The organism is Shewanella schlegeliana (assembly GCF_016765635.1).
Lineage (GTDB): Bacteria > Pseudomonadota > Gammaproteobacteria > Enterobacterales > Shewanellaceae > Shewanella > Shewanella schlegeliana.
This window is the reverse complement of the sequence record NZ_JAESVD010000003.1, coordinates 98,681-110,185: the sequence shown is the minus strand read 5'-3', so window position 1 is coordinate 110,185 and position 11,505 is coordinate 98,681. Positions and strand designations below refer to the sequence as shown.

At 44.2% G+C, this 11,505-nt stretch carries 14 protein-coding genes; 9 read left to right on the top strand and 5 right to left on the bottom strand.

Features of this window, described 5'->3' with window-relative positions; genetic code table 11:
* The first annotated feature begins 36 nt into the window (after positions 1-36).
* From hemG to JMA39_RS05890, 3 genes are all read left to right on the top strand, one after another.
* Positions 37-570: a menaquinone-dependent protoporphyrinogen IX dehydrogenase gene (gene hemG / locus JMA39_RS05900; protein WP_202720914.1), complete on the top strand. Its 534-nt coding sequence runs from the start codon at positions 37-39 to the stop codon at positions 568-570.
* A 17-nt stretch (positions 571-587) separates the two neighbouring features.
* Positions 588-1,118 (top strand): cytochrome b/b6 domain-containing protein, encoded by a 531-nt coding sequence (locus JMA39_RS05895; RefSeq protein WP_202720913.1) that lies wholly within the window; start codon positions 588-590, stop codon positions 1,116-1,118.
* Positions 1,119-1,284: 166 nt separating this feature from the next.
* Entirely contained in the window at positions 1,285-2,328 is a 1,044-nt protein-coding gene (locus tag JMA39_RS05890; RefSeq protein ID WP_202720912.1) for a glycosyltransferase family 4 protein, read from the top strand.
* Positions 2,329-2,357: 29 nt separating this feature from the next.
* On the opposite strand, the gene JMA39_RS05885 is transcribed toward JMA39_RS05890, so the two are convergent.
* A complete protein-coding gene (locus tag JMA39_RS05885) occupies positions 2,358-3,014 on the bottom strand; it encodes a thiol:disulfide interchange protein DsbA/DsbL (RefSeq protein ID WP_202720911.1) in 657 nt (218 codons plus the stop codon).
* Between the two features lie 463 nt (positions 3,015-3,477).
* Here JMA39_RS05885 and JMA39_RS05880 point away from each other — a divergent pair, with 463 nt between their 5' ends.
* Complete coding sequence (locus JMA39_RS05880) at positions 3,478-4,308, top strand: hypothetical protein (protein WP_202720910.1); 831 nt, start codon at positions 3,478-3,480, stop codon at positions 4,306-4,308.
* Positions 4,309-4,376: 68 nt separating this feature from the next.
* Here JMA39_RS05880 and JMA39_RS05875 read toward each other — a convergent pair whose 3' ends face one another.
* Together JMA39_RS05875 and JMA39_RS05870 are read right to left on the bottom strand one after the other, a co-directional pair.
* On the bottom strand, positions 4,377-4,895 hold the full coding sequence (locus JMA39_RS05875; RefSeq protein ID WP_202720909.1) for a hypothetical protein: 519 nt from the start codon (positions 4,893-4,895) through the stop codon (positions 4,377-4,379).
* A gap of 60 nt (positions 4,896-4,955) precedes the next feature.
* Positions 4,956-5,708 carry a winged helix-turn-helix domain-containing protein gene (locus JMA39_RS05870; protein ID WP_202720908.1) on the bottom strand — a complete coding sequence of 251 codons (753 nt, stop codon included), beginning with the start codon at positions 5,706-5,708 and terminating at the stop codon, positions 4,956-4,958.
* A 453-nt stretch (positions 5,709-6,161) separates the two neighbouring features.
* Between JMA39_RS05870 and JMA39_RS05865 the strand changes: the two genes are divergently transcribed.
* Together JMA39_RS05865 and JMA39_RS05860 are read left to right on the top strand one after the other, a co-directional pair.
* Complete coding sequence (locus tag JMA39_RS05865; protein WP_202720907.1) at positions 6,162-6,983, top strand: cytochrome c3 family protein; 822 nt, start codon at positions 6,162-6,164, stop codon at positions 6,981-6,983.
* Positions 6,984-6,993: 10 nt separating this feature from the next.
* Positions 6,994-7,524: a hypothetical protein gene (locus JMA39_RS05860; RefSeq protein WP_202720906.1), complete on the top strand. Its 531-nt coding sequence runs from the start codon at positions 6,994-6,996 to the stop codon at positions 7,522-7,524.
* Positions 7,525-7,693: 169 nt separating this feature from the next.
* Here JMA39_RS05860 and JMA39_RS05855 read toward each other — a convergent pair whose 3' ends face one another.
* A complete protein-coding gene (locus tag JMA39_RS05855; RefSeq protein ID WP_202720905.1) occupies positions 7,694-8,971 on the bottom strand; it encodes a lipopolysaccharide biosynthesis protein in 1,278 nt (425 codons plus the stop codon).
* Positions 8,972-9,256: 285 nt separating this feature from the next.
* On the opposite strand from JMA39_RS05855, the gene JMA39_RS05850 reads away from it, so the two are divergent.
* From JMA39_RS05850 to JMA39_RS21280, 3 genes are read left to right on the top strand one after another with little or no spacing between them, the layout of a single operon-like run.
* Positions 9,257-9,856: a hypothetical protein gene (locus JMA39_RS05850; protein ID WP_202720904.1), complete on the top strand. Its 600-nt coding sequence runs from the start codon at positions 9,257-9,259 to the stop codon at positions 9,854-9,856.
* 54 nt (positions 9,857-9,910) lie between these two features.
* On the top strand, positions 9,911-10,792 hold the full coding sequence (locus JMA39_RS05845) for a 3'-5' exonuclease (protein ID WP_202720903.1): 882 nt from the start codon (positions 9,911-9,913) through the stop codon (positions 10,790-10,792).
* A 29-nt stretch (positions 10,793-10,821) separates the two neighbouring features.
* Positions 10,822-10,944: a hypothetical protein gene (locus JMA39_RS21280; RefSeq protein WP_269154425.1), complete on the top strand. Its 123-nt coding sequence runs from the start codon at positions 10,822-10,824 to the stop codon at positions 10,942-10,944.
* Positions 10,945-11,063: 119 nt separating this feature from the next.
* Here JMA39_RS21280 and JMA39_RS05840 read toward each other — a convergent pair whose 3' ends face one another.
* Positions 11,064-11,276, bottom strand: a complete 213-nt coding sequence (locus JMA39_RS05840) for a ribosome alternative rescue factor ArfA (protein ID WP_202720902.1) — start codon at positions 11,274-11,276, stop codon at positions 11,064-11,066.
* Between the last annotated feature and the right edge of the window lie 229 nt (positions 11,277-11,505).

Below are 11,505 nucleotides of genomic sequence, written 5' to 3'. Positions count from 1 at the left end.
CATCATGTTCAATTTCGATCCTCAGGAGGATGTCTGGTGAGCAAAATTCTTATCGTTTACTCAAGTGTACATGGCCAGACACGTAAAATTTGTAGTTATCTGGAAGATAAACTGAAGGCGGTTGGCAACTGTGTCACGGCTGTCAATATTGCCGATAAAGTGGACTTAGGTGAGTTTGACAAGATTATCATCGGCGCCAGTATTCGCCATGGTAAACATAACCCTGCGGTTTATGATTTTATTGAGGCTCACAAGGCTGAATTAGAGCAGAAGCCGAGTAGCTTCTTCTCGGTTAACTTGGTAGCGCGTAAGCCGTTGAAAAATACCGCAGAGACTAACCCATATATGCAGGCTTTCTTTGAAAAATCGCCTTGGGTACCCGATGTGGCAGAGGTGTTTGGCGGTAACTTAAATTATCCTAGCTATGGTGTAATGGATAGGAACATCATCCGATTTATCATGTGGATCACTAAAGGTCCAACGGCAGCTGATACTAATATTGAATATACTGATTGGAATAAGGTTGATACTTACGCCGACAGTATTCATCAGTTGGCGGTTACGGTTTAACAAGCACAGGACGAGATATGGCGCAGTCGACGTTTAAACGTTTAGCAAGAAAGTATATTGATCTGCAGCATGCGCTAATCATTATTACTAGCGCCTACCTTATCTTTACCAGCGGTTGGATCTTGATCGGTCGCCGCTTACGCCCTAATGCGACGTTTTGGGATCAGAGCCATGTCTATCTTGGGCTTGTCGCCGCTTTCTTGTCGATGACCTTTCTCATTACCACTTGTCTTAAGGGCAAGTGGCGTCAGTACTTTCCTTGGTTAATCGGTGACTTTTCGCAGCTTAAAACCGATATCCTAGGCTTTTTTAAGGGCAAGATCCCTATTGCTGGTGGGCGCGGTTTATTTAGCATAGTCGAAGGCATCGGCATGCTGCTGTTCTTGGCCGTTGGGCTCACAGGTATAGCTTGGTTCGCAACTCAAGGAAGTAGCGATGCCTTGATGTGGCGGAGTTATCATATTCATCTTGCGCAGGCCTTTATTGGCTTTATTGTTGTGCATGCCATCTTTGCCTGTTTGCATCTATTGGACTTTTTTAGAAACTAATTACCCTATAAATTAGTCGCCTTAGAAATTTGTCGCTTTAGATATTAATTGGCCTGTGCCCAGTTAATTTTACGATTATCTCAAACAAAGCTTTTCAATTCGCAGCGATTTCTCTAACTTAAGTAAAAAGGAAGGTTTAACTTTTTGCTTTATGTGAGGATTCACTTTGCGGCCAACCGTTATTCATCTTATCGATGATATCAAGCTTGGTGGCGTCAACTTGGCGCTAGAAAGTTTGGCTGCGTCACGGCTGAATCAAAGTTACCTCTTTAAGCTAATACATCGACGTTTCTCTCTACCTTCGTTTAAGCGTTATGCTGCCGATATTATTGTGGTGCATGGCGCATTAAGTTGGCGGAAAATTCCAGCCTTGCTAGCGCTTAAACTGGCAAATTTTGGCACCCCCATACTCTATCAAGAGCATCATTATAGTCGTGAATTTGTGGCTCTCAGGGTCGCTCACCCTAAGCGTTTTTATCGTATGCTCAAGTTTGGCTATGGCCTGATGGACAAGGTGCTACTGGTCTCTAATTCGCAGGTTCATTGGCTCGAAGAGAGTGGCATCCTCATGAAAGACAAAATGGTATGGGTGGGACAAGCAAAGGAGCTGAGTCCGTTTATAGCCGTATCGAGTAGACCTCTATCCTCACCTCTTAAGCTGCTGGCATACGGGCGGCTAAGTCAGCAAAAAGGATTCGATCTGTTGATAAAAGCGATGGCAAAGCTACCTAGCGATAGAGTCAGCTTAACCATAGCGGGGGAAGGGGAGGATGCACAACTGCTGTCTGAATTAGCCTTACCTTTACCCCATGTTCGTTTGACTGGGGAGGTGCATGATGTGCCGCAGTTCTTGGATTCAGGCGATCTGGTGGTTATCCCCTCTCGCTGGGAACCGTTTGGGCTCACCTGTTTAGAGGCTGTCGCGGCGGGTAAAGGGGTTATCTTGCCCTATATCGATGGACTGGGAGATCAAATTAATCTGTTACAGAGAAATGGCTGCGGCTATCAGTTAATCCAAGAGTTATCCGTAGAGGGGATAGCGCAGGCGATCACTCAAGTGCTCAATGGCGAGGCATTAGCGATAAACAACACACAGCGTCAGTCTTGTGAGCAAGCATGGGAGCTGATGCTTAATAATTGGCAGCAAGTATTGAGCGAAGTGCTTGAGCCACAAAAGGCAGTGACACTTGAAGATCAAAAAAGGCGCTAAATAGCGCCTTTTTTCCTAAAGAATTGAGATTATTTGTGCTCAATCGCTAGGTAGTTCATTAGGTCGATTAGCTCGCCTAGAGTACGGATAGAGCCCATGTTAATCGCGTATTTATCGTTAACGATGAAAGCTGGTACGCTTTGAACTCTAAATTCACGTTGTTGCTTGCGCCATAACGCTAGTTTGCTATCGGTTTCTGCACTATCAGCAATTTTGTCATACTGGGCAGAGTCAACGCCAAACTTAGCAAATACTGCTTTGATGTCATCACGGCTCTTTAGTGGCTCTTCATGCTTATGGCCTGGTGCGCTGTGATCGTGTTTCTCACCATTGTCGCCCTGGATAACTTTAAACATAGCGTCAGTTAATGGCTGCTTGTTATCTAAAGTTTGGATCACTGCAAGAGAGCGCATCACTTCAGTGTTAATGTCTGTGTTGGCGAAATCAACGTGCTTGCTGTCAAAGGTGATCTGCTTGTTTAGGTTAGCTTTGATGTCCGCTAAGTACATCTTTTCCATGTTGAAACAGTTACCGCAGTAGAACGAGTAGAACTCAGTCAGTTTTGGCTCGCTGCTTGGGGCTTTATCTGAAACAACAGTAAAGTGCTTACCTTCGATAAATTGTGCGGCAAAGCTGCTCATTGGAGCAACGGCAAGTGTTAACGCTAAAGCAATATGTTTAATCAAGCTAGTGTCCTCTAGGTGACGTTAGTCTAAGTAGTCGAGCGATAACGAATAATACAAATATTATTCATCCGTTACAGCAAATTACATTGTTGTTAAGAATAAAACCAGATGCTTAATTATGACTGAATTTGGCGACTAATACATGCTTTAGAGTGTGACCCATATAGTGATTTTAAGCGGAAGCGGAGGTTTTCATTTTAATTTTTGCCAAGCTTCACAATCTCAGTTTTTTTTTCTAAAAAACCTAGGTATTTGGGGAACTAATTTAAGTTTCTGAGCCGTATAAAGCGTGGCAGATAAAGCCCTTGGGATTATTGGTAAGTATTTAGCGCATTATCTGTAATCTGACTAAGATTAAACTGGATATCTTATCTATTCATGTTAGTTTTACTGAATATACGGCTTTGCTATATAGATCAATAAGTTTGATATAGAGCCTGGTTAATCCTTGGGGGGAAGGGACTTGAACAATCAATCGCAACTATTTATTGCAGTATTAGGAATCGTAGGCTCTGGCTTGGCGGCAAATGCACAAGCTACGGATTGGCGTGTCGCATTTGGTGCTCATGACACCATAGTCGATCAGGCTGACTCGCATACGCTTGGTGCTCATGCTGGCTTTTATGCGGCGCATAAGACGCAATCAGATCTGCTTTGGCAGGGGGAGATAGATATCTTTATCGATGACGATAAAGACAAGCTGGATCCCGACCATATCCCTATTTGGTTTCAGAGTGCTTTTTCGGTCGATGGTAACTTGTACCGCTTCTCTGAGGTGATGAACCTACAATGGCAAGTAACGTTAGAGGGGAAACGGAATACAGTCAGTTCGATAGAGAAGCAGGCTAAGCTCTTTCCCGGTATTGTAGCTAGATACGATAGCGATCGTGTTTATGCGGGATTTGAAGTTGCAGCGGGTTATTACATGTTGGAGATTGACGATGATGTGCCAAGAGAACGTGGCTATGATCGTGAAGACTTTCAAAATAAAACAACAGCCTACTCAGTCGCATTCGATACTCGCTTACCACTGGGGGACTCTTTTGATATCTATGCCAAGGCGCAAACTTGGAATGATGGTAGCGATTGGCTTGAAAACAAAATTTCAGGGATAGTGAGTTACCGTTTGGATGGCTGGATTGAGGATAGCAAGATTCAGCTAAGTGTGGAGCATAGCGAATATAATCTTGATCCTTATGATAATAGAGATAAGAACTCGCCAGATTATTTAGCTATTCTACCTTGGGATAGAGATACCCTCGTTAGGATCTATGTCGACATGCCTTGGGGCTAATCGATTGAAACACCGCAATGAAAGCCACCTAAGCAAGGTGGCTTTTTTGTCTTTAGCTTTTGTTCTCGTTAGTTAACTAAGCGGCAGCCACAAACGGTATTGCTTGGTTGAAACAGCACAACGGCAAAGTCTTTGCTTTCATCACGCTCTAATACTTGCACACTCAGGTTATGCATTCCGTCTCTATTGAGGTTTAAGCTACTGACATAAGAGAGGTACTTATAGTGCTCAGGGGCCTGCTTAAGATCGGAGTGAGGATACTCTTGTTTAGTTTTGACTGAAATATCATAAAGCATGCTATCAAGATCGACACTATTGACCTGTCCCTGCATAGAAACCGAGCCCGTCGAATTACCGTCTAGGTCGAAGTAGCGATAGTTTATTTGTGCCTGACCATCTTTCGAGAACAGATCGACCAACAGGTAGTGTTTGCTATCTTGTTCATTTTGTTGCCGATTAAAAAGCTCTGAGCTGCAGCTGAGCATAAAACCGGGCTGTCTTGCAGTCAGTTTATATATCACCCCGACACAAACGAGCAAGATGAGTAAAATAATGATGTTAATAGCCCAGCGCCATGTTCGGCTCATTATCAGTTCCTTGTGTACTGCGTTGTTGTTCTATTTCTGCGGCCCAGTGTCTTGTATCGATTAATCACAAATGTCCACTGCCAGCAGCCATTGTTGATTAATGAATTGTTTGGGTTGGCGTAGATCGCTAATTTTTAAGTTACGAATAATAGACTGGCCGAACTGATCACCCCGCAAAGTGATGTTGAGTACCTGCTTATCGTGAGACAAAGACAGGTAGGTATTCTTCCAGCTAGTGAGTCGGCACTGGGCGAAGCTCTGCTGCATCGTCTGGCCGAGATCGGTTAATAAGCCGTTGTTGGTTTTAGAATGGGAATACAGGATAACATTGACAGTTTGCCCTGAGAGGGTATCGACACTGCGAACCTGTAGAGGCTTAGGCGATGCTGGAGATTGGCTTTGTGAGTCTATAAAGAGCCATCCACAACTTAAGAGCAGGGCTATACAGCACGCAGATATTGCCGCTACTTTAGTCGAAAACCGCTTTTGACTTGAGGCAACTCGGTCATTCTTACGGCTGCGATGATGGCGCAACAGGTAGCCTTGACCTTTTACTGTCTCGATAAGCGATTCATATTGTGGGCCTAGAAATGAGCGTAATGTGAATACGGCTCTTGTGACCGAGGAGTCACTTAGTGGTGGCTGCTCACCATTACCTTTTTTTAGTAGCGGCTTGGCGACGACCTTGCCTTGATACTCAATTAAGAGGGTTAACACTTGCAGCTCGGCCCTAGGCAGGTGCCAAACATCACCACTGTCTAGGTTTGTCAGCTCTTCTTTTTCAATATCAAATCTGCAATGTCCCAATTGCATCTTCGTCGCCCCATTAGAATCTTCTATAAGATGAGTCTATGAACTTAAACTAATGAAGTCTGTGATCCTGATGCTTAAGTTCTGCTGCCGTGACAAATTTGAGTGTTATGCAGGGGTTAGTATGGCTAAATGAGAGGTTAGTCACATTGATTCATACAATTAATCAACCTGCTGAAACATAAATATTACTGCAAATGCCCATTAATAATGTGACCTTAGTCACAAATGGTCGGGGTTTATCGGCTGTGGCGGCGAGAATTCAAGCCTCTGTTAGCTCGAATATATGTTGTTTTACACTCCAGCTTCATCTGCTTCAAATCACACTTTTATTTTCCACACTTCTTAAAGTTAACCCATCGAGTCGTTATCCCAAATTTGAACTCGTTTACTAACCGTAATAGGCCATAAGGCTTATAACCAAAATAAAATAATGATGGATATAGGGTGATTATTATGAGTATTGATAGACGTCAGGCGTTAACTAAGATTATCGGATTAAGCACAGCTGCTGCTGGTGCTGCTTTAGTGGGAACCTCTGCTTTTGCTGCCACAGATGCTGATGGCAACTATCGTTTAGAGATGGGAGAGACGCTTAAGTATGTGCCACTAGATGCAATGGCAACCGCCAAGCTTGCCTATGAAACGGGTGGCGGTTGTATGCATCAGGTATTTCACTCGATTGTGACTATGCTTGCTAAGTCAAATAGTGTCGATGCAGAAAAGTTTGCCACTATCCCAACGGCGCTTGCGGGTTATGGCTGGGCCGGTATCGTTGGTCAAGGCACCATCTGCGGTAACCTGAATGCGGCGGGCATGTTGATCAATATTTTAGGTGATATCAACGGTCAAAATAGTGCGGTGATCGGCGCAACATTCCGTTATTACGAAACTCAAGACTTACCACTTTCATCGGATGAATTTGTCGCTGGCATCGGCTCTACTGCAGAAAAGAGCTTAGAAGTGGGCGCCACATCTATTGCGAATAGCCCACTTTGTCACTCCTCTATCAGTAATTGGTCTGCTGCTTCGGGTAAGGTATTTAAGGAAAAAGGTGAGCGCTGTAAGCGCCTGTCTGCCAGTTTGGCTTACCATATCGTAGAGCTGCTTAACCGTGCGCACGGTGGCGAGGATATTTCTCTTCTACCTGAGGCTAAGCCTTCTGCAGAAGCGCAAGCTTGTCAGTCTTGTCACGGTGTAACAGAGACCATGGGTCCTGCTGCTAGCGTGAAGACAGATATGGAGTGTACTACTTGTCATACAGGTCACTTTAACTAAGGAGTAAGCTATGAAGGTCAAAATATTGAGCGCCATGTTGGCAAGCTCTATGCTCCTACTTGGCTGTGGAAGTGACAATGATAATGTAACTGAGCCACCAGTGGTTGTGCCGCCACCGGTAGAAGATACTATCGATATTGATGAAGCAACGAATATCGTGATGAGTCTAGATAGTGTCGATGCCGCTACAGGAGCATTAACTTTTAGTCTTAAAGATAGTGATAATAAAGCCATTACCAAGGCGACCGATTACGATATCTTCTATTTTGGTTATCCGGATCCTGCTTCACCTTCGACTAAGGCAAAGGCTTGGAAACGCTGGCATGTGACACAAGGCTATAAGTGTGACACTAGTACAGATGAAGAGTGTGTAGGGATCTTGACTGAAACAGCGACCAAGGGGCAATACACTTTCGATGCAATCGATCTCGACCTAGAAGGTAAAGCCGCAGCTGGGGCGGTTGCTTTATATAAAGTGGCTATTCAGATCCATGGTGCGCAGGCTAGTAATGAGATAAAGCTTATTGCTGCCGAAGAGTAATACGCAGCCCAATGAGTGTCTTTTACTATTAAAAAGAAGCTTAGATAAGTATAAGCACCCTGCCTAACCTCAATCTATGCAGGAGGGGGAGCGTCTTCCCCTAGATTGAGTTAAGCCTTCAAAGCCGTAACGACCTCTGAGTTACGGCTCTTTTTGTTTTTATGATGGGCTAATGTGCTAACTCGTGAGTATTGAGGCGGTGCTGATTAAGCAGCTTGCGCTCAATAATGCTCGAGGCGATAAACATAGTTAAATAGCCACAACCTAGGGCTAAAATCACCGCAACGACGTTATCGGTAAATAGCCTGAGCAGGTAAAACATTATTAATAGTGTTGCTACGCCAAGCAGGCGGATCAGCAAACTTTGCAAGAATAAACCATGGGATTTGATATAGGCGATCTGGTAGGCATTAAGCATCATAAAACCAAAGAAAAGTGCAAAGTGCATCAAGATGGGGGCTGCCTTTGCGTATGTCTCTGGGAATACCAGAGCGACTAACTCGTCACTAAATAGCAGCAACCCAGCCAGTAGCGTAGCACTCACTCCAAGGCTTAGTTTGAAAAACCAGTTACGAATAAGGGCAATCTCTTGGTGAGCCTTATTTCGCAAGCACTGAGCTAGCTCGGGCAAAATATAGCGGTAAACAGGGAAAATAAACAGCATGGTTAAGTAGGCAATCATCGGCCTTACTACCACTTGGAAGTCGCCTAGCTCATCTATGGTAAAGTAGCCAATTGTCAGTAACACAGTGATGTAAATCATCAAGATACTGGCCCCTACCTCCAGTGATGACATTACGCTCTTTTTAACAAAATTTCGCATATCAGGGTTGAGCTGTACCGGGGCTAGAGGCGTTGTGGCGATAAGTTTTCTGCGCTTTATAAACATATAAGCTGCAGTCGCTAAGTTAGATAACATTAAGCTAAAGAAGAGCGAAGCGGTAGGCGTTTGTGCTAACAGATAGTAGCAGACTAAAAACAGTATTATCTGTACTAGAGGCTCTATCCAGGTAGCTCTGTTGGCGATATCGTAGAGGCGATACATGCCAATCTGATTAGTAAAGTACACCTTAAAGCCCATACCAAGGATAATTCCCACTAACTGAATATATTCAACGTCGATATTGAGTTGGTGCTTGATATAGGGCAGAACGAGCCCCCAAGTAAATAGCACCATAATAATCAGTGAGTAGCGGAAGATGTTGGTGATATCTCTATCATTTTTGGTTTGTGAAAAGCTCACTACCATTGAGGCGCGAAAGCCACTCAACAGAATAAGCGACATGGAGACGATGTCGACGACAGTATGGTAAAGGGCTAAGTCACTTTTTTCGACCCACTGGGCTAACCAGATCTTAAATGCGAGCCCAAGAGACATGCTCGCGAATGTGGCCCAGATAGCGTTGGTGAAGGCGTGTTTAGCCCGCTCGAAAGAAGACTCTGTCATGATGTTACTTAACTCCATAGGCGACGGCATATTCTGTGGCGGTAAATATTAGCCATTAATCTTTGATACGTCAGTTCTGTTGCTGAAAGCTGTGAACTTGAAGATGGAATGTATGGATGTGTTGTTTGGGCTTACTATATGAATCATAAGATAAGGTTTCACGATTAACTTCTTGGGCTTGTTAGCTAATTAGTTGTTATTATGTGGCTTATACCAATTGCATCATTCACTCTTCTGCATTACTTGGGAATATGCTTGTGATTATAGATTGTTAACGGAGCCCAAATGGCGCTATGTCTAAATGTATTCTCATTACCGAATGAGCATATTCAATTTTTAAAGCACAACCCACAAACGATGCAAGTTTACCTAGTGGGGCAAATACCAGAACTTGAGGCTGTTGTCGCCATTAAGCAGCAATCTATATTGACTCAGCTTGTTAGGCTTATTCGTGGTGGCAAAGCATTAGTCTTGCCACAGGATTGGCCGCAGCATCAGGTTGAGATGATAGGGCCTGATATTAATCACCGTAACGTCGATCTGTACCATTACATCCTCAACGATACCGAGGAGTTGGTGAGAGGCGCTGGCAGTATTTTTCAAACTTGGCTAGATATCAACCATCATGATGCTATCAAAATGGATCGAAGCAATGAGTCTTTTGCCTTTGAGAGTCATCGCCTTGCCGAGTTAGCTATCTTGTTATCTAAGCTTGATGAGCAAACGGTACGGAATAGATTTAATGCTTGGTTGCTTGAACATAATCCTGATTACATTCCACAGGAATCGGAATACCTTGAGATGTTCACTGGTTGGCAGCGCTTTAAAGCCGGTATCGCTAAGGCGGTAGAACAAAATTGGGGCTTAGTCTGGGTGACCCAATAATGGAGTCTGTAGCAGTAATGAATTACAAAGCGAGATTGAATCTAGGGTGCGAGCATGAGTTTATTTAAGTTTGGCCTTAGCCCTGATAAGTCGGCGACGATACGTCGAGAGTTAGGTATTGAGGCTGATAAGTATTTTGAGGCGATGCAGGCGGCAGAGAAAGCCTTCTTTGGCTCTATTACCACAACAGAGAACCAGCTTAAGCTCGACTGGCTGCTACTGCGAACAAGCCTCATCACCCGCGTCGATGATAGAGAATTATCTCGATTAGAGGGTTTCGATGTCGAGCGGATTCAAAAGGTATCGGCAAAGCTAAATGGTCAAACTCGGCAGATTATTGTGGTCACAGCTGATTGTCTTCAAGCGGCGATAACCGATATAGAGGCGCAAACCTGTATCGGTTTCGATACCGAAACTGCGGCGACTTTTGAGAAGGGCCGTCGTAACCCTAATCCTATTTCGCTGATCCAAGTTTCGACACTGACAAATTGCTACCTGTTTCGAATGCAGGCTGAGAACATTCCCCACTTTAAGGCCGCGTTAGCGCCAATCCTGTCTAGTGATAAGTGGCTGAAAGTAGGAGTTGGCCTAAGAAGTGATCTTAGTGCCATGCAGCGCGATTTCGATATTGGGCTGGTCTCAATACTGGATCTTAACTGGGTGATGAATCAGCTTGGAGCCCCTAAACAGATGGGGACACAGCAGATGGCGGCAACAGTGTTAGGCTTGAAACTGCCTAAGAGCAAGAAGGTTACCCTCTCTAATTGGGCTAGGCCTTTAACTGAGTCATTGAGTGAGCTACAGCTGCAATATGCGGCGGCCGATGCCTTCGTCGCACAGGATATCTTGCATGGATTACTCGAGCAGTTAATGCCCTATAAGACGCTATTACCATTATCGCTGCAACAACGCTTAAGCTTAAGTTGCAAAGGGTAATCAACTCTCTCATTTTAGGATTTCAGGTTATGTCGAAGAGAAAGCACGCGGAGCAAAACAGAGAGGTCAACCCGGTTAAAGGTGTACTATATCGTCTGGTTGTTATGCTGGTGGTCTTAGCTATCGCCAGTTTTATCTACAATCAATTTTAGCCTCTTAAAAAGGGGGATTGCTGAATTTAAAGTCGTTTTATGCTGAGGATGAGAGCGATGCTGGTGAGCTGCAGTATTGATATGAGTGACAACTTAAGTGAATAACTTAAGCAAATAAGTTAAGCGAACGCTAGATAGTCAAAAGGGGCAAAGCCCTTCAGCTTCTGCCCCTTCTGTTGTTTGCGGTTGTAAGACCCTTTACCTTTCTTTGGTTTTTCAGTGCGCGTTCTAAATAGCGAGCTGGTAACGATTGCCTTTAAGGCGTTATCTTTTATTACGCCGCGGCCACTTTCGTGTTCAAGCACCTGTGCTCGTTTTTGATGTTTAGCCATCAATACTCCTCTTTTGCTCTATCAAGCTGTTGTTTCGCTATGAATCCTTGTTAATGCCCATGAGCCATGAGCCATGAGCCATAGTGCTCTCGTCAATGCTAATACTATTAACGGCGAGCAATTATACGCTATCTAATATCGGGCTGTATATATTTTAATCAATCCTGTTATCTTCCCAGCGCTGAGGGGGGAGCTTGCCGAGGGGCGGAAAAATAGGGGATAGAGATAA

Coding starts and splice junctions, on each gene's coding strand:
- JMA39_RS05860 (WP_202720906.1), top strand. CDS start 6,994: ATGAAGGTCAAAATATTGAGCGCCATGTTGGCAAGCTCTATGCTCCTA.
- JMA39_RS21280 (WP_269154425.1), top strand. CDS start 10,822: ATGTCGAAGAGAAAGCACGCGGAGCAAAACAGAGAGGTCAACCCGGTT.
- JMA39_RS05875 (WP_202720909.1), bottom strand. CDS start 4,895: ATGAGCCGAACATGGCGCTGGGCTATTAACATCATTATTTTACTCATC.
- JMA39_RS05845 (WP_202720903.1), top strand. CDS start 9,911: ATGAGTTTATTTAAGTTTGGCCTTAGCCCTGATAAGTCGGCGACGATA.
- JMA39_RS05895 (WP_202720913.1), top strand. CDS start 588: ATGGCGCAGTCGACGTTTAAACGTTTAGCAAGAAAGTATATTGATCTG.
- JMA39_RS05840 (WP_202720902.1), bottom strand. CDS start 11,276: ATGGCTAAACATCAAAAACGAGCACAGGTGCTTGAACACGAAAGTGGC.
- JMA39_RS05865 (WP_202720907.1), top strand. CDS start 6,162: ATGAGTATTGATAGACGTCAGGCGTTAACTAAGATTATCGGATTAAGC.
- JMA39_RS05855 (WP_202720905.1), bottom strand. CDS start 8,971: ATGACAGAGTCTTCTTTCGAGCGGGCTAAACACGCCTTCACCAACGCT.
- JMA39_RS05850 (WP_202720904.1), top strand. CDS start 9,257: ATGGCGCTATGTCTAAATGTATTCTCATTACCGAATGAGCATATTCAA.
- JMA39_RS05870 (WP_202720908.1), bottom strand. CDS start 5,708: ATGCAATTGGGACATTGCAGATTTGATATTGAAAAAGAAGAGCTGACA.